Genomic DNA, 17,900 nt, shown 5'->3' with positions numbered 1-17,900 from the left:
GGCATAAGCCCCAGCCCAGCCAGACATCGAAGCAGTTTGCGGCGAGAGAAGTTAAAGGGCATGACAGTAGCAATATCCAGCAGCAGAAATTGCGACCCGAAGGCTGCTGTAAACATCCTGACCGGAAACCCTGTCATCACGCAAGCTCTCGGCAATGCCCGCGCGTTGACAAAGTACAGAGATGCTTTCCTCCCCGCGCAATCCCGCCAAAACAATGCGGATCTTCTCTTCCGCTGAATAGGTCTGGCAGGTCTTGCGGCGGATGTTTTTGACCAGCTTGTCTGTGGCGCCCTTCGAGGTTTCAGCTTTCTTCATCATCTCGATCTCCTAATCAATATCATGAACCAGAAATCCTCCGTTGCTCAAATCCTCTAATCCGTTCCAAACGTGCTGACGTCAGACATGTTTGCCTACGCGCTTGAGGCCGACCGGCGCACCTAGGGGGCGGCTACGGGATGCCCGCGCCTGCGCTGCCCGGACAAGGGTTTTTGGGGCTGGGTACGCGAACAGACTTGAGAGGAGAGGCGCAGAGTCAGATCCACCTCTTGGTGGTTGTGTTGCGCATTGGACTCAAAATGATGAAAATTGCGCAGGATCAGCGAAATAGTAACGATTTGGTAACACAAAATTGACTCAATCGTGCTTAGCTTTGGCCTCAAAGCTGTATTATCTTTACAGAGGCGAGTTAAGAAAATAGGATCAACTATAGGTTGTAAGCTCAGGAAGGGCATCGCATGATCATCGGACTGATATTTGCCGGAAGCATTGTCGGGGCCATGTTTGGCCTGACAACTTTGATCCTAGGGCATTCGGTCTGGATGGCACTCCTGATGTATTCCGCAGTGGGTGCGCTGAGCGTGCTGGTAGGGGCTGCGGTCGTGGCCTTGCGTGCAGGGTCTGACGACCAGACAATCACCTCATCTCATGCCCTTGCTCCACCGCAGCGCGGATGACAAGCCTCCCTGCCTGTAAGATCGAATCATCGACACGGCTTCGTTCCAGCATTCATTCCTGAAACGGGAACAATTGTTTCCCCTAACGCAACAGATTCAGCGCAGGCGTGTGTCCTGTGCAGAGAGTCTGCCCGAATTTCACCTCAGGGTTGTGCGACGCTCGATTGCTTTGACTCAAGAGGGAATTAGGGCGATAGTGTGGCGGAACTGAATTGTTTTCTAGGGCTTTCGAGTGCCCTACCAGATCAACGCAGTTGCGAGGCAATATTGCTTGTCATTTTAAGCGAGGTAATGTGAATGTCTGGATCAAAAATCATAACAACCTTGGTTGCTGTGGCTTCGCTTCTATTAGCCAGCGAAGCTATGGCAGCGACTGTGAAATTTCAGAGTGATGGCCCGAGTCCGCCGGGCGTGAACGACTGTAGCGGGGATTTTGGAACGTCTCCAAACTGCGTTTACGTAAGTGAGGATAACTACTATTTCGACGGACCCGGTGCGGATGACGCTGGCGTGGCCACAAGCTACACAACCAATAATTACGGGACGCTTAATCAGATTGCAAAGGTTGATAGCCCGTTTGCGACAACCCCTATTGTGTCAGCAGGATCTATTCTGGGGGCTGGCGTATTCACCTTCGAGGTGGATGGTGGGAACCTGAAATGGACTTACAATCCGAATGGGTCCTTGGCAGCCGTGTTCGCGTTCTCAGTAAAAGGTGGAAATATGTATAACCTTTGGGAACTTGACATAGCTCCTACCGCTGGCGGTCTACAGCAAATGGTTTCGGGGTGGTTCGCTCCGCAGGGGAATGACGTAGATGATATCTCTCACGTCACGTTCTTTGGAAAAGAGCTAGCTGCGGTACCGCTTCCCGCTGGTGGTATCCTTTTGATCACAGCGCTCGGAGGCCTTGGGTTCACCGCGCGGCGCCGTCGTAAATCCTAAAACAACGGCAAATCCATGAGTGTGTACAAAACAGCCCCTTCGGGGGCTGTTTCTGTTTCGAAGCGTTCCATCAACGTTTGCGCCGCACACCAGCGCCGACGGAACCGCCATCGGCGATGATCTCAATCTCAGACATCGGCACATGCTTAAGGCTATCCTTAAGCCTTCTCGGTCAGGCCAAGGTGTTCGGTCGAAATGGGGGCCAGTTCATCAGGTGATAACGCATTCGGTTGGCGTCGCACGGGCAAGGACGAGGTGTGCGACCAGTCGCAGGGCTTCAGCTGTCGTGAGATATACGGACGTCACGTAGAGCGCGGCTCGGACAAAGTCATGCGGCATTTTCGTGAAGCACCCGACTCGTTTTGTTCGGTTTCCCGAAGGCGCTGTCGCGTTGAGCTGCGGTTGAGCCGGAAAGGAAAGCAGCGACGGCCATCACCAGACCTGTTTGCCAGTGCCGGCCATGCCCGGAGCGGGCCTCGCAATGATCGAGGCCGGACTTGCCCTTTGCCCGCAGGAAGCATTTATCGATTGTCCAACGCAAACCGACAGCTGCCGCGAGTTCATCAAGCGAGGTCTCTGCTGGCGCGAAGGCGGAGTAGCAGGCAATGCCCCCGGATCGTGGCGGCTCCTGCGCGCCAGCATCCAGCGGTCCGATCCATACACGGCGTCAGCCAGAACACAGCGGCAAGGAGTGCCCTCATCGAGACGGCCGGCAATCATCCCTCGCGCCATCGTGGGCTTGGTGGCGAAGCAGACCGCCTCGGAAACATGGGTCTTTGCCCGGCGCGTCTCATCCCCGGCCCAGGCTTTCAGCAAATACAGATGCCGGTCGACACGCGCATGACCAGCCCGCAATCCAACGGCATGTTGGATGCATTCGTGGAAACGCTCTCGCGCGACCGCGTCCGCGTCAACCCGCTGCCCGATGCCAAAACCGTTCTGAGATTGATAGGAGACTGGATCGAGGATTATAACGAAAGCCACCCACACAGCGGCCTTAAATGACGCTCGCCCCGCGAGTTGATCAAGACCGAAACCGAAACCGCTTAGATGTCCGATGAAACAGGGGCTGGATCAGACTCAAACAAGAATAGGCTCTATTATGATAAAACTCCCCGAAGACGTTTCCCAAGCCCCATCGCTTGAGATTGCTGCGGACCGCCTTGGGCAGATCCTCGGCCTTCAGAAACCCGCACCGTTAGATGCCACTCAACGCGCGCTAGACAACCCTCTTTACGCGCGAGCATTGCTGACAGCGCGGAAAATGCCTGCTGTCCTCTGGCAACTATTGGTCGCACCAGAAACGGTAAATATTGCGCCACTGGCCGGGATAGAACGAAAGCCGCCACCAGCCTCCAACCTCCAGATCATGGCCAAGGCGGCGGCGGCAACTCTCAAATGGGGGGCAGAAGGTTTAAAACATGCCGAACCTTGGGTCATAGAGCGCCGTCTTGCGGCCTGCAGCCGCTGCGAGTTCCAGACAGAGGCCCCCGACACATTGATCTATCGCGGGGCAAAAGTGGTGGTTGGAAAAGATGCTAAAATCTGCGAGCAATGCGACTGTCTGACAAATACAAAAGCCGCTCTTGCAATAGAGCACTGCCCTGCGAAAGACTTGGCAAATCCTGAACTTTCGCGCTGGCAGGAACCGTGGGTCGATACAGCTAAGCTTTCCAAGTGGCCTTGGCGTTAATGGCGGAGCTACTGCCGTGGAATTTTGGCAAGTGAAGCACTGCTTGCGTTAGGCTGAACGAAACACGAAATTATCCTCGGGCAACATATTACGCCAATCAAATCTCTTCTCGGTCGGCTTGGGATAAGCCGGAGTGCTACGCGGCACTACTGTATTGGCCATCGAGATGTTGTCATCGGATCGTTTGATTAACATATGAAAAAGTGCCGCGCGCGTACCCATAAGATGATCAGGCACACGTGTCGCCAAAGCACAATTCAACTCTGGTAATATTGAGTTTTTGTCGTACATCCTGGTCGCCCACTTTAGGTCTGCTCTTATTTATACCTAGGAACTTGTCAAAAAAATGGCGCCAGTGATTGCTTCCTCATCATTGCTTGAGACTGTTGAACAGGGAATTGTCGACCCGGTCCTGTGGTCACTGTCTTGCTGTTCTGACTGCGTGCGTCGTCTTGGAGCCTTCGTGACGTATCTGCCCATAGCGCTTCTTTCCATGCTTGGGAAAAAATCGCACCAGCACATCCCGGGACCAAACACCTAGGGCTGGGGGCAGAACAAGGTTGATTACCTGGCTTCTAAAGAAGAGGCGTAGACCTAGTGGAAAAATACGAAATGATCCAGGTCCGCAAGTTTGGTAAATTGAGTGTTGAGCGTGTCCAGTTTCGGATGCTTGGTGCTCTGGGCTTCTTCACGTACCGAATGAAAGGTTCCTTTTTCACGTACCGATCGAAAGGTTAAAGCCCCGGCTTCTTCCTCTCTCTGCGGCACTGGGATTGATTTCAATGTGTCCAGAAGGCACCGGATCGAACGCAGTTCATCGCCAGCCTGCCGAAGTTTGGTTTCTAAGTCATCCATTGTCTTCCCAGAAAATTAAAACTCCCTAGCCTGCTTCCTATGCTGGCGGTGCTAAGTCCAGACACTTTGCACGATTGCGCCTTCATCGGCGTGAAACTTCTTATTTTTGCGCCTTATCGTGTGTGGTGCCACCAAGAGCCGCCCCTGGCCTGCCCCCATCGAGTGGTCCGATATGAATGTTCGTGCATGGTCGGCCTTTGGTCTATCGGGACGATGCCTTTGAGACCGCCGCCAGCTGGGTGTCGCGCGGCACTGAGATCTCGAAACGCAAGCAGTACGCGTCTGAGTCCAACGCAAAGGTCTGGCTTGCGATCTGGGTTGCGCCTGTCCCTTGCCTCAAGACGTCGGTTGAAAACCATAAAAGGCGGATTCTTGCCGTAACCGGGATGTCGCCCGGACAAGATCCTCATTTTGGTCCTATTTGTTTGTTTTTATGACAGCTTTCGGCCTCAGAAACGCCCACGTTGAGATTTAGAAACCATCATCATTCTCGAAGTTTGGACGGTTTAAGGACGAAAAATGCGGGAAACTTGCCGACGCAAATCCGACAACTTGATGGCACGAACCTTGCACCGTAATAGTCACTCAAGGCCCACAGGCCACCTCAGAGGCAGATCTTCAACAGTTAGGACAGTGTTTGTCCCGGCCAATCACAACCGAATGGACACGCGTAGCAATTCACTTTGTTACGCTCGAACAGGAGTATTACCATGGCGACTGAAATCACCGTGTCAAGTCTTTCCAGCCTGGAAAGTGCTCTGGCAGCTGCCAAGGGCGGAGAAATAATAAAACTGTTAGACGGTTACTACGGATCCATCACACTTTCCAAGGACTTCACTTCAAAAGTTACGATTGAGGCAATCAACCCTCACAAAGTGACTTTCAGCGACATTGATGTCCCGGGCGGATCGAACATCCATCTGGATGGGCTGATCATCGAATCTCAACCCCGCATTGATCAGAATGCTCATCATGTAACCATCTCGAACAGCATCCTCAAAAATGCTCTCTACATCCGTGACGCCGATAATATTGTGATTGATAACAATGATATCAGTGGCGGGCAAAGCACGCTCATATTGAATGACGTTACGAACTTTCGGATCACTGAGAACTATATCCATCACGCCACAGCCGATGTCGTGCGTATTACCGGTGCATCGAAGTACGGTTTGTTCGAGAACAACACCGTGTATGATGTAGCCGCAGCACCGCTCGTTCATCCAGATCTAGTGCAGATGTTCGGTACATCCACTGGCATTCCTACCGATATCACCTTCCGCGGCAATCACCTCTACGACGATCCGACGACAGGCAGCGTCTATGCCCAAGGCTTCTTTTTTGGGGACCCGAATAACGGCGGCTACAAGAACATTTTGATCGAGAATAACCTGATCAATGTTGGTTCTCCAAACTCTATCGCAATTCATGGCGGCCAAGTGAATGTTGTGATCCAACACAACACCCTTATCCCTTGGCCCGATGGCGGCGGCGCGATCATTCGGCTTACCGATGCAAGAGGGTGGACTAATGAAGGAACTACTGTCCAAGACAACATTGCAAAATCCATCCTGAACCAAACGAATGTGCCAAATGTGAGCGGTAACTATTTTTATGGTAGCAATGCCGATTTGAGCAAACTTTTCAGCGGCGATGGAAACCAATGGCAGGATTTCGTGCCAGTCGGCGGTAGTCCAATTGATCTGTCCACAGGTCTGGGTGCCAGCGACAGGCTTACCGACCTGTTGAATGGCACATCAAGTAGTGGCAGCACCCCTCCGACGCCTGAACAACCGGCACCAACCCCCGAGCCGACGCCTGAACAACCGGCACCAACCCCCGAGCCGACACCTGAACAACCGGCACCAACTCCCGAGGACAATACGGGCGGCACGGATCAGGGGCAAATCGACTCCTCTCTGAACGGCGTAGCATATGCGGCGATGGGCGCTCACGAATTCACTAGCGCTTCGGACGTGATTGAGGTCGCACATAACAGCAATCTGGCGTTGGACGCGGCGACGGTCTCGTTCAGTTTCAACGCTGACACCGTGTCAGGCACGCATGGGTTGTTCTCCAAGGACGCCAGCTATTACACTGGCGGCGGCAATCATCTGGTCAGTTACATCGAAAACGGTAATTTGATCGTACGCTTTCAAGATGGCGCAAATGACGACTTCGCCCGGATCGGTGGTATCAAGGCCGATACCGACTATGATCTGCAGGTCTCCTTTGGCGATGGCAATACGTCAGTCTGGCTAAATGGAGCGCAAGTGCACTCCGCCGATTTCTCGACGAGCTGGACCAACAATGTGGAATATCTACAGTTCGGCGCCCGCGGCTGGTCCAGTGAATCCGGTGAGGCTGGGTTCTCGAATGTTTTCGACGGAACGATTTCTGATATCATCGTAGCAGAGGGCAACCTGACCCCTGCGCAGTTCCAGAACCTGCTGTCCGACGCATTGGCTGACTCAGGAACTGTGGGGGGCACCCCGACACCGGAATCGCCACCGACCGACATCATTGCCAATGTCGTTTATGAACAGGCTGCACAACAGACGTTCACTGGCAAAACAGCCAGTATCGTGAATCTCGAGCACGATGCCGCCTATGAGGTGCCGGAAGGCACGATCTCTTTCACCTTCAATGCCGACGACCTGCGCGGCACGCAGGGATTGTTTTCCAAAGATGCCTTCCACTACGCTGGCGGCGGAAACCATCTATCGGTTATGCTTAAGGGAGATTCGCTGTATCTTGTCTTTCAGGATGAAGACAGCGACATGGCCTTTCGAGCCCCCGGCATCAAGGCAGGCCAAGACTACGACGTTCAAACATGGTTTGGAGACGGTGAAGTCGGCCTGGCTGTGAATGGCGAACTGATCGGATCCAAGGCGTTTGAGGTCGATTTAAGCCTCAATCATCAGAACTTGCAAGTTGGCGGGCTCGGGTGGACCAGTTCGAACGGCGGCGACACGATCAGCAATGCGTTTGCTGGCACGATTTCAGACCTAGTGATAATTGATCAGGCCGTATCGATCGACCATGGCGATCTGATCGTCTGATACCGGTCAAGTCGTTCCAAAAAGGATAGACCGCCGCGGGCACACCGTTGGCGGTCTAAGTGAAATGCCCCTGGATTTGTAGATGCTTTGCTTGGTGAGTTTGCTCCATAATACCGCCGATTTGATCCGACAGGCCTAGGCCGACAGCGGCAAACTCTATCGCAAGCTGACCGATGATCTGCGCGATCACGGCGAGACCTGTTCAGAGAACCGTGTTGCGCGTTTGGCCTGCCTGGCTGGAATTGCCGCGCAGATTGGCGACAAGCGCCGACCGGGGCGATACGGCGGCAAGCCTGCTGTGGTCGCTGACAACGCGCTGGTCCGACAGTTCGAAGTCGCTGCGCCCGACATGGTTTGGATGACAGAATCACCTGCATCAAGACCCATGACGGCTGGCTCTGCCTGTCCGTTGTCATTGATCTGTTCCAAACGTGCTGACGTCAGACACTAGCCCGAAGGACCGCACCGGCGCGCGAACAGACCGTCGATACTCGGACGGGCTCATATGCCGCTTTTTGAGAAAGACCCGAGCTAGCACTTGGTTGGACGAATATCCGACCTCCAGAGCGATCTCTGTGACGGACAGGTCTGTTTGTTCGAGGAGTTCGCAAGTTTTTTCCATTCTCAGTTGCGTCAGGTAGACCCGTGGCGGCACACCGAGGCTCTGCTTGAACATTCGGGCAAAATGAAAGGGTGAGAGTTGCACCTCGGCAGCCAACTCATCCAGACTGATGTCTTCCGAGAGCCGCATATGCATGAGCTCGATACAACGCCGCTTCGCCCAAGGTGCGAGACCGCCCTTTGTCGGCGCAATTGATGCTCCGCCGAGTCGGCACAGCTCAGCGAGGATCTCGCAGCCCGCAGCGCGCGCCAACAGACGCGACGGAGGGCCTTCTTCTTCACAAATTGACCAAAGGTTCCGTAGTGCAGACTGGATGGCCGGTGTGGTGTACGCTTTGCTGTATATATCCAGGCCGCCGAACGAGAACTTGCCATCAGCAACTTCATCGAGCACGCTTTGCCATTGCGCCAAGGGGAATGCAAAGCTGCGAATGTGATGACTGGTATCGACCCTGGAATAATTGGCGAAGTTCGGTGCAGCGAGAACAAAGCCGCCCCTTTTGGTCGTCACATCGAAATGCCCACCTCCGAGGTTGGCACTGATATGGCTGCCGCCGAACAAATCCTGATGCAGGACGAGATCGGGGACAGCCGGGTCATACATTTTCTTGGCCGGTTGCGTTGCCTCAATCATGTTGAGGATTCCGCCAGAGGATTTCATCACTTGCACATCGGGTGCGCGAGGGCCTTGCTTGTACCATTGGGCAAAAGATGAATAGGCGGGCATCGTCATGTGATATCTCTCATTGCGAAGTTTTCAGCAGCGGATTGTGAGGGATCGACTGAAACTTTGTGCTGTGGGCTCCCTCGAAAATTCCCGTCCCGCTTCGGGTGTCCAAGCTCATTCGTCCGCCTCCGTGGAGCCCACGGTCGAAAGGACCGTGACCGACATGCCCGGTCTCAGCAGTGCGTCGGGGTTCGGGAAACGTGCCCATACGGTGACGGTGTCGGTCTCCGCATCAACTTCGGCGCTCTCCGCATGTGGAATCGCCTCTCCGGGATAGACCCTACCTCCGGGCAGTTGCAGGCGCACTTTGACGGGTTGCAACAACTGTGCAGCCGTTGCAGCGCTTGTTGCCTCCAGCGCCGCAAGCCGCTCGGAATATGGGGTGCGGTAGGCAACAACCGCCGGGTCGAACGCTACGATCCTGCCAAGCGGCGGTCCGGCTTCAGCCTCGAGGAACGCTCCAACTGCGACTGCAGGCGGAGAAATAAGGCCAGAGATCGGAGCCCTGATGATCGCGCGCTCAAGATCAAGGGCGGCCCTTCGCCGCTCAGCCATCGCAAGAGCAACAGCTGCCTTGGCCATTGCCTTTTCAGTGCGCGCAGGACCGAGCGAAGCATCTGCGGCGATTCCGCGGACGTGCAGCGCCTCTTGGCGGGCCGTCCGGCGGGTGGCACCTTCGAGCAGGGCCCTTGCCTCGGCAAGCCGTGCCGCGGCGATCTCGAGCGCAATCTCTGCATCGGTCGGGTCAAGACGGATTAGCGGTTGCCCCGCAGTGACCAAATCGCCACCTTCGAATAGGATCTCGGTAACAACGCCATTTAAACGGCTTGACAGCACGGCATGCTCCGACGCCTCCACCCTCCCCTTGAAGATCATTGGGTCGGCGGCTGCAGGGCCTGTACTCAAGATGGCAAAGACCATTGTGCAAAAATATCTCATAACAGCGTTGCCGCGCGTGTGGCTCAATGGGAACTGATTGGCGCGTGGGCCTTCGTTAACTGCCGCTGCGGTCGGCGTTCGGATCTCCAGCCAAGCGACCGCGATCACTCGCAGCAGCATTCTGAGCAATTGGAGGAGCGCATAGCCATAGCTCGCTTCAAAGGTCGAGCCGGAGAGCACCGATTTGCAGCGACTGAACGGCGGGTTGGAGATGGGGGCGGTCGGCATGGTAGTCTCCATCAGCTATTTGCAACACGGTAAGCTAGGCTTGCGATGTTCATCCTTGGGGCCCCCTCGGGTCAGCGCACAGATATTGATCAATCGAACCTCGAGGGCCCATCGCCGATCGAAGCATGAATGCAAACGAGAAGATCTTCGGGGTTCAGGGGCTTTGTGAGGTAGCATTGAATTCCCAACTTCAGCGCGCGCGCCTGCGCCGTCTCGTTGGCACAGGAGGTAATGAGAATCGTTGGAATCGGAGTGCCTGATGCCACCAGATATTCGTACAACTCGAGCCCGGTCATCCTTGGCATCTGGATGTCTGCAATCAGGCAGGCAGTACGCGACAGCTGTGCGGCTTTCAGGAAATCGGCAGCACTTCCGAACACGGCCGTAACAAACCCAAGCGACCTGACCAGGCCAGAGACCGCCTCACGAGCCGGTTCATCATCGTCGACAATAGAGATCATGAACTTTTTCGACATCGTCGTGGTTTCCGTTAGCTCAGACAGCAAAGTGTTGAGGCCCTGAAATCTTGTCGGCACCTTGTCACTCGAAGCCGCAATCACTCGCTCCACGAAAGGGTGGACGAAATAGGTGGTCGAAACAATTGTGCGGAAGTGTGGGCCGTCTACGACTTTGTGGTATCGTGCGCCAACCTGTCTGCGAAACGCACCAGGTCCGGCAGGGATTTCGCCTCCATCTTGCGCATGACTTGCGCACGATGAACCTTGATGGTGACCTCACTGAGAGCGAGGTCCGAGGCGATTTGCTTGTTCAACCGACCCGCGGCGACAAGCGCCATGACTTCGCGTTCGCGTGGCGTAAGAGACTCAAAACGTTGCGAAAGCTCGGCCAGCATCGCCGCCTCCGACCTGCGGTCGCGATCCAGCTCGAGTCCCCGATGGACCGCGTCGAGCAGATCCTGATCGCGGAACGGCTTGTTGAGAAACTCTATTGCTCCCGCCTTCATGGCGGCCACGGACATGGGAACATCGCCATGACCCGTAATGAAGACGATGGGTAGGTGGACATCCGAATTGGCCAGTTCGCGCTGAAACTCGAGTCCGCTTCGCCCGGGCAACCGGATGTCGAGAATCAGACAGCCGGGCGCATCGCGCCGGTCGGCGCGCATGAAATCCTGTGCCGACGCGAACGACCGCACAGAATGGCCCACGGAGCGCAGCAGGCTTTCAATGGATTCGCGCATTGAAGGGTCGTCATCTACGATGAAAACGAGGGACTGGTCCGTACTCATGGTCTCGCTTTCCATGAATTGTGGTGGGCGCTTTGGTGCTCGGTATCGTAAACTGAAAGACGGTGCCATACGGTTTGTTGTCCATCACCCACAGCCGTCCGCCATGGGCCTCGATGACCGATCGGCAGAACATGAGGCCCATGCCCATACCATCTGGTTTCGTGGAATAGAACGGCTCAAAGATCCGCTCTTTGGAGTTCGGATCCATTCCGATCCCTGAATCTTCCACCGAAACCAGGATTCCGTCGGGACCATCAAGCGCGGACCTGATGCGCAGCACACGTTCCCGATCGGTGACGGTCCTCATGGCATCCATTGCGTTCGCAACCAGATTGGAAATCACCTGCTCAAGCTGGATGGGACATCCCGTGACCGGTGGCAATGTCTTGTCGAACTCGGTGTAAATGGAGACACGCACAAGTTTCAACTCGCCGAGGCTGCGCTTCAGGACGTCATTGATGAGCCGGTTGGCGTCCACGACGACCCTCTCCGGGGTGCCATTTTTGAACATCGCCCTGATGCCTTTGATCACCTCGGCGCCGCGATGACCATCATTGACGATGCGTTCCAGTGCGGCGCGTGCCTCTTGAAGATCGGGATCGGACCTGCCGAGCCAACGCAACCCGGCATCGGCGTTGGTCACCATGCTGGCCAATGGCTGGTTTATCTCGTGCGCGATGGATGCCGACAAGGCCGCCATGGCCGTGAGCCGAGCCTCACGCGCGCGACGTTCGGCCGAAACCGAGTGCGCGAGGCGGCTGTAAAGTGTCATTGTCTCCGAAAGGAAAGCCAAAAGCACAATGCTCGCAGAAATCAGGCCGTAAACGCGCCCGGCCCACCAGCCGACACTGAGGCGACCGGAACTTAGATAGGCGATTAGAATGATCTCGATGAGAAAAGTGCAAAGGACGACCATCAACCACAGATCGAGCACCGAGCGCTGTCTGATCCACAATGTGACGAGACCAGCCACGCACAGACCCGCTGCCGTGGCTGGAACGTACTCCCAAAGCGCGGAGACGTTCTGTGTGTCTCGCATGAAATTTGGCAGAGCGTGATTGTTGGTGAGGATGAGCCAGGTCAGGCTGCAGGCAATCACGACCACGCCACTGACGCTTACAAAGATGATGTTCTTTTCCCAACCCTTCGGGCTTCGCGCGTTCGGGCCGGCCTCTTTCATCAGCGCGTAGGCGAGTACGAAGAGTGGAAAACCGAGGCGACGCAGCGCGGCAATCGCGGCAGTGGTTTGAAGTCCGACATCGGGCAAGTTCAGCAACGCTGGAACGCCGGGAAACGAAACGGCCCAAGGCAGGACCATCACGCCGGAGAAGAGATAGCAGATCGACAAGGCAAGCACGGCAAGCGAACGCTGAACCGAAACAAGCGTGAGCAGCAAGGCGGCGGTCATCAAATCGATGATGAAAACTGCGGTTGCGTAGACCAGAAGCAACGCCTCTGTGTTCTCAAGACGGAGCTGAGCGAACGGCGCCGTTATGAGCATCGCAGCAAAGAGTATGACCAGAACGACAACGGCAAGTCGCCATTGACCCCGGCTAGCTGGAGACGTGGTAAGCATTAAAAGAGGAACTTCCCCCAAGTTTTTTTTCAATCTCACGCGCGTGCCTTGATGGATTAACTGCAACCACTATACGCGAATGTTCCAAACGGCTGGAAAGAAACTTTTTCACCAGCGCACCGCATCGAGAGCGATTACGTCGCGATAAAACGACTTTTTGGGTATCGGCAGAGCTTCCAGTCTTTGAGCTCGGGAACCGTCCGACTTCCAGGCCAAGCATGTGATGGATGTCCTCCAGCGGTTGAAGGAGCAGGGATATAAAGCTGTGGAATGACCCCTTGTTGAATTGATGCGGTGGGGGCATCCACCGCATCAATTCACTTCGCTTGCCGACATCGCCGTGGCGCATGGTCAAAAAGACACTGTCGTGCGGCGTTATCTTGCAATTCTGGCACTGAAAGGGACTTATATGGGCGATCAAACAGCCAATGGACCTCCCGTGCCCAATGATGCGATGCCCAAACTTTCCGGAACGTCGCCTGCGAGCTCTTCACAGGACCTGTTATCTCGACTTTACGCATTGGGACGAGGGGCCATCACAGGCTGTGAAGGCCCCTGGTCATAGATTTTCTAGCTAAAGAGGAAATCGCTCCCATCCAGCGTTGTGGCATCTACATCAAGAAGAACGATCATGTGATCCTCGTAGCTGATCTGCGTGGCGGTGGATCCGTCAAAGGATGTCGATGAAATGCTCAGACCATCAAAGCCCTCGGTGACGCCGCGCAGGTCGAGCAGATCACCTTCACTGTCGAAATCTGAGATCACATCGACCTCTCCGGCATTGAAGCTGTTGAAGACAAAGACATCTAGCCCCTCTCCCCCGTGCATTTCGTCGTCGCCATCACCACCGTTCAAGGTGTCGTCGCCAAGACCTCCGGACAGCGTGTCGCGACCATTTCCACCAGCGACAAAGTCGTCGCCGTCTTCGCCGTTCACAAGATCGTCGCCAAGGCCACCGCCCATTTGATCGTTACCCGTGCCGCCGCTCATCACGTCCATCCCGGCGCCGCCGCCCATCAGGTCGTCACCGTCGCCGCCACTCACCGCGTCTGCGTCGTCGCTGCCACCGAGCCTGTCGTCCCCGGCTCCACCTATCAGAACGTCGTCGCCAGCGCCGCCGTTGGCGATATCGTCACCATCGCCCCCGTCTACAGTATCGTCGCCACGACCAGCACCGATCACATCGTTGCCAGCGCCGCCTGAAACCATGTCATTGCCGAGGCCCCCGCCGATCATGTCATCGCCATCGCCGCCCATGGCCACATCGTCACCATCGCCGGACGATATAATGTCATCGCCGCCATTGCCTGCGAGAACGTCATTGCCGGCTCCGCCGACGATGCTGTCCACGCCGCCGCCGCCGCCAATGTCATCGTCACCAGCCTCTCCGGCAAGAAAGTCGTTGCCGCCTGCGCCACGCAGAATGTCGTCGCCATCCCCGCCAAAGGCCATGTCGCCCATCAGACCCGTTGAGATGTTGCTCAACCCGTCATCCCCATCGGACCAGCTTCCAGTGTGGATCTCGTCATTGCCTGCACCGCCAAAAATCGTATCCGATCCATCGGCATCTGCATCGAATAGGCCACCCGTGGCCGTCGAGACACGGCTGTCGTCATCGCCTGTGATGATGTCATCTCCAGCACCGCCTTCGATCAGATCATCGCCGGCCCCGCCCGCATAGCCGTTGTCATATTCCGACAGCGGCAAAGCGCCCGAAGCGCCAAAGCTGGCGGCATTGAAGGCGTCGTCATCATCGCCCGCACCAGCCTGAAGCGTGTCATTTCCGGTGCCGCCGTCGATCACGTCCGCACCGGCATTGCCAAAGAGCACATCATCGCCTGCGCCGCCCGTCATGCTGTCCGCGCCGCCACCGCCGCCAACATTATCGTTGCCTGCATCGCCATTCAGGATGTCATCACCCCCTGCGCCGCGCAGGATGTCGTCGCCGTCCCCGCCATGCGCCTCATCAGACGCCGTGCCGGTTTGACTATTGTCAAATCCATCATCGCTATCGGCCCAGGACCCGGTATGAATCTCGTCGTTTCCGGCACCACCAAAGATCGTGTCCGACCCGTCAGCATCAGGATTGAACGTCTCTCCGGTTACGGTCGAGACCCGGCTCTCATCGTCACCAGTGATGATATCGTCACCTGCGCCGCCGATGATCAAGTCATCCCCGGCACCACCGGCATAACCGTTGTCATATTCAGCGCGGGACAATGCCCCCGAGGCACCCGCGTCAGAGGCGTTGACGATATTGGTATCGCTCCCCGCCATGATCACGTCGTCACCAAGCCCACCGTCAATATCGTCACTGCCTTCATTGCCCGTCAGAGTGTCCATGCCGCCAAGACCGATGATGACATCATCACCCGCGCCGCCATCGATACTGTCGTCGCCTTCAGTGCCAGTTGCCGTTTCACCGGTGTCGGCCAGCACGACAGTTGCGCCGCCCATGGCGCGTTGATCGTCCAGCAAGGACAAAGCCTCGGCAAGGCTGATCTGTTCAATCTCGCCTGCAGCGGCGGGCAGAATAGGTACGAACCCGTCTTGAGTGCCATCAACTTCACCCGTAGTTCCAGCACCAATACCCGCTGGCACGGAAACGCCGTGCAGAACGATTTCACGCAAGGTCAACGGCAGAATATCGGCGCCGACGTAGTCGTTCATCGTTACAGGACTAAAGAAGTTGGACGCATCATTAAGGTCGAAAGCCCGAATATATGTGAACGAGCCATCCGCATTGGTCGTGGGCGTGGCGCCTTCTCCGCTCAATGTCAAAAGCACGTCACCGTATTGACCCACACCTTCCAGCACTTCTACCAACCCGTCGCGGTCTGCGTCACTGTTGATGTCGGGCGTCTGAGAGTTCACAGGATCGCCGTCAGCATCAAAAAGACCATGGATGTGCTGCGGCACCGGCTGGTTCGGCTCCATCCCCTCAACAGTGATCGACACATTCAGATACTGTTCGCCAGTCGCTTCCGGTGCGCCAATTGCGAGGATCGCCGACCCACTGACGCCTGAGCCATTGAGCGCAATGAAATCAACCGTATAGGTCGACTCAGCGCTCCTTAGAAAGGTTTCAAAAGATGCATAGTTATTCGCTAGATGTGCCATGATTTCTCCTCGCATTTGCAAACGTCGCCTGACAGTCACGGAAGAAGGCGACGCAAAGTTTCAAAATCGGGTGCAAGAACTTTGAAAGATTTTCAGATGCACGAACCCTATTTCGCATCTCGATTTGGACTCATGCCGGGATGCAGCGCCCCATCGGCCATCGCGCGCGGTCAGGGTAAAATTTGTCTTGAACGGGATGGAGGAGTCCTTTTTGCTTGCATTGAAGCGTCCAATGCGAGCCAATTCGCGAGCGCCGCGACTCGACAGAACCGTAGATGTCCGGGCGTGGGACATTTTATTTGACTGGGTAAGAACGATCAAAACCGATCCCGAGACCAGACCCCTCAGGTCAGCGACAGGCGATGCTGATGCCCACTCGATCACCGGAGGGGCGCGCTCTGCCGAGGATCTCGAGCACCTCATTTCTCGCTGTGCGCTCGGGGATCGTGCCGCCTTTGCTGCACTTTATGATGCCACAAGCGCGAAACTATATGCGGTCTGCGCTCGTGTTTTGGATCAGGATCATGCCGCCGAGGACGCCATGCAGGACGCCTACGTCAAGATATGGGCCCATGCAGGGCGCTACCGCGTCACCGGCCATTCGCCGATGACCTGGCTCATCACGATTGCGCGCAACACGGCGATTGACCGGCTCCGGGCGCGGCGGATGCATCGCGACATTGAGGACTATCACGAGGGTCTTGCCGCGCCGGGGGGCAACCCGGAACATATCGCTCTGGCGCGCTCTGAGGCGGGGCGCATCCAGCGCTGTCTCGAAGAACTGGAGCAGGACCGGCGCGCCGCCATCACGGGGGCCTATCTCGACGGGCTCAGCTATGTTGAGTTGGCCGCGCGCGCGGGCATACCCCTCAACACGATGCGAACCTGGCTCAGACGAGGGCTCACAGCCTTGCGGGAGTGCATGACCCGATGACCGACATCTTTGATGAAGATGACATGCTGGCGGCGGAATATGCGATGGGGTTGCTGTCGGGCGAGGCGCACGTCGCCGCGCGCTCCCGCGTGGCAACGGACCCCGCCTTTGCCGCGCGTGTCGTGGGGTGGGAGGTTCAACTTTCGCAAATGGCCGATCTCGACCCCGTGGCACCGCCTTCGGGGGCACGAGATGCGCTCTTACAGCGCCTGTTTCCGGAAACAGCTCCCGTGCCGCTCTGGAAACGTCTTGGGCTCTGGCAGGCCCTTACGGGGGGCGCGCTGGCCGTCGCCGTCGCGCTTGCGGTTGTCGATCTGGGTCCGGCGGTGCCGCCGTCGCTTGGCCCGCTCTACGCGGCCGAGATCACGTCAGACGCGAGAGATTTTCGTGTCATCGCGCTGGTTGACAAGACCACGAATGAGATCCTGCTGACCCGCACTGCCGGGGCGGCGCCAGCAGGGCGCATCTTGCAGGTCTGGGCACATGGGCCGGGCGAGCCTGCGCAATCCGTGGGGATCTGGCCTGATGGCGAGAGCGTGACGCTGCCGCTGCCGATCGAGATTGCGGCGGTGCGGGGCACCCTGACCTTGGGCATTTCCGAAGAGCCGCCGGGAGGGTCGCCCACAGGCCAACCATCGGGACGGGTCTTTGGCACCGTCGACGTACCGGGCGTCACGGACCCGAGGACGTGAACCATCGGTCATCGCGGATTGCCTCGCCTTTTGTCTCAGTCACAGGCGGCGCTGTTTACACTGTTTGAGGATGTCGAACGATTGGGCTTGGGACAACATCTTCCACCGTAATTCACGAATTCGAATGCATATTTGATCCATGTCAGGTGCTTTTCCGAGGATCTGGAGAATACTTTGACCAAGAGCGTTCTTCGCCCTGACCGTTGGGCGGCATGCGCTCGCGTGCCACCGGTGCCTTGCGAGCCGTGCGAGCAGCTTCGCGCTGGATTGTAACGGGCGAGGATATGACGATCACGCTCGCCGAAA

At 56.5% G+C, this 17,900-nt stretch carries 15 protein-coding genes and 2 pseudogenes; 8 read left to right on the top strand and 9 right to left on the bottom strand.

Annotated elements, in window-relative coordinates:
- Positions 1-51: 51 nt before the first annotated feature.
- Complete coding sequence (locus tag VR71_RS05425; RefSeq protein ID WP_296429907.1) at positions 52-318, bottom strand: transposase; 267 nt, start codon at positions 316-318, stop codon at positions 52-54.
- A gap of 416 nt (positions 319-734) precedes the next feature.
- On the opposite strand from VR71_RS05425, the gene VR71_RS05420 reads away from it, so the two are divergent.
- Together VR71_RS05420 and VR71_RS05415 are read left to right on the top strand one after the other, a co-directional pair.
- Positions 735-953 carry a hypothetical protein gene (locus VR71_RS05420; RefSeq protein WP_045681887.1) on the top strand — a complete coding sequence of 73 codons (219 nt, stop codon included), beginning with the start codon at positions 735-737 and terminating at the stop codon, positions 951-953.
- Positions 954-1,250: 297 nt separating this feature from the next.
- Positions 1,251-1,898 carry a VPLPA-CTERM sorting domain-containing protein gene (locus VR71_RS05415; RefSeq protein WP_296429906.1) on the top strand — a complete coding sequence of 216 codons (648 nt, stop codon included), beginning with the start codon at positions 1,251-1,253 and terminating at the stop codon, positions 1,896-1,898.
- A gap of 432 nt (positions 1,899-2,330) precedes the next feature.
- Here VR71_RS05415 and VR71_RS25535 read toward each other — a convergent pair whose 3' ends face one another.
- Positions 2,331-2,714: a transposase gene (locus VR71_RS25535; RefSeq protein WP_367118642.1), complete on the bottom strand. Its 384-nt coding sequence runs from the start codon at positions 2,712-2,714 to the stop codon at positions 2,331-2,333.
- Positions 2,715-2,738: 24 nt separating this feature from the next.
- On the opposite strand from VR71_RS25535, the pseudogene VR71_RS05410 reads away from it, so the two are divergent.
- Positions 2,739-2,903, top strand: a pseudogene (locus VR71_RS05410) (integrase core domain-containing protein); the annotation flags it as partial.
- 52 nt (positions 2,904-2,955) lie between these two features.
- Positions 2,956-3,591, top strand: a complete 636-nt coding sequence (locus VR71_RS05405) for a hypothetical protein (protein ID WP_009816200.1) — start codon at positions 2,956-2,958, stop codon at positions 3,589-3,591.
- Positions 3,592-4,185: 594 nt separating this feature from the next.
- Here VR71_RS05405 and VR71_RS24680 read toward each other — a convergent pair.
- The gene (locus VR71_RS24680) at positions 4,186-4,446 is read right to left on the bottom strand and encodes a hypothetical protein (protein ID WP_009816201.1); all 261 of its coding nucleotides are present in this window, start codon (positions 4,444-4,446) and stop codon (positions 4,186-4,188) included.
- A gap of 710 nt (positions 4,447-5,156) precedes the next feature.
- Between VR71_RS24680 and VR71_RS05395 the strand changes: the two genes are divergently transcribed.
- Together VR71_RS05395 and VR71_RS24675 are read left to right on the top strand one after the other, a co-directional pair.
- The gene (locus tag VR71_RS05395) at positions 5,157-7,508 is read left to right on the top strand and encodes a right-handed parallel beta-helix repeat-containing protein (protein WP_296429905.1); all 2,352 of its coding nucleotides are present in this window, start codon (positions 5,157-5,159) and stop codon (positions 7,506-7,508) included.
- 121 nt (positions 7,509-7,629) lie between these two features.
- Positions 7,630-7,934 (top strand): annotated as a pseudogene (locus tag VR71_RS24675) (IS3 family transposase); the annotation flags it as partial.
- On the opposite strand, the gene VR71_RS05390 reads toward VR71_RS24675, so the two are convergent.
- The 6 genes from VR71_RS05390 to VR71_RS05365 form a co-directional block, all read right to left on the bottom strand.
- A complete protein-coding gene (locus VR71_RS05390; protein WP_045681881.1) occupies positions 7,921-8,862 on the bottom strand; it encodes an AraC family transcriptional regulator in 942 nt (313 codons plus the stop codon). The pseudogene VR71_RS24675 and the gene VR71_RS05390 sit on opposite strands and share 14 nt — an antisense overlap.
- A 108-nt stretch (positions 8,863-8,970) precedes the next feature.
- Positions 8,971-10,023: an efflux RND transporter periplasmic adaptor subunit gene (locus VR71_RS05385; protein WP_296429903.1), complete on the bottom strand. Its 1,053-nt coding sequence runs from the start codon at positions 10,021-10,023 to the stop codon at positions 8,971-8,973.
- An 89-nt stretch (positions 10,024-10,112) separates the two neighbouring features.
- Entirely contained in the window at positions 10,113-10,499 is a 387-nt protein-coding gene (locus VR71_RS05380) for a response regulator (protein WP_045681877.1), read from the bottom strand.
- A 146-nt stretch (positions 10,500-10,645) separates the two neighbouring features.
- Positions 10,646-11,224: a response regulator gene (locus tag VR71_RS05375; protein ID WP_296429901.1), complete on the bottom strand. Its 579-nt coding sequence runs from the start codon at positions 11,222-11,224 to the stop codon at positions 10,646-10,648.
- A 10-nt stretch (positions 11,225-11,234) separates the two neighbouring features.
- Positions 11,235-12,887 carry an ATP-binding protein gene (locus VR71_RS05370; RefSeq protein WP_296429899.1) on the bottom strand — a complete coding sequence of 551 codons (1,653 nt, stop codon included), beginning with the start codon at positions 12,885-12,887 and terminating at the stop codon, positions 11,235-11,237.
- A gap of 531 nt (positions 12,888-13,418) precedes the next feature.
- Positions 13,419-15,968, bottom strand: coding sequence for a calcium-binding protein (locus tag VR71_RS05365; RefSeq protein ID WP_296429897.1), 2,550 nt, complete (start codon positions 15,966-15,968; stop codon positions 13,419-13,421).
- Between the two features lie 232 nt (positions 15,969-16,200).
- On the opposite strand from VR71_RS05365, the gene VR71_RS05360 reads away from it, so the two are divergent.
- Both VR71_RS05360 and VR71_RS05355 read left to right on the top strand, forming a co-directional pair.
- A complete protein-coding gene (locus VR71_RS05360; protein ID WP_363301045.1) occupies positions 16,201-16,902 on the top strand; it encodes a sigma-70 family RNA polymerase sigma factor in 702 nt (233 codons plus the stop codon).
- Entirely contained in the window at positions 16,899-17,594 is a 696-nt protein-coding gene (locus VR71_RS05355; protein ID WP_045681869.1) for an anti-sigma factor, read from the top strand. The genes VR71_RS05360 and VR71_RS05355 overlap by 4 nt, the downstream gene beginning before the upstream one ends.
- The last annotated feature ends 306 nt before the right edge of the window (positions 17,595-17,900 follow it).

Origin of the sequence: Roseovarius sp. BRH_c41, assembly GCF_000961715.1 — a bacterium.
Classification (GTDB): Bacteria; Pseudomonadota; Alphaproteobacteria; order Rhodobacterales; family Rhodobacteraceae; genus Roseovarius.
This window is presented reverse-complemented; position numbering and strand designations above follow the sequence as displayed.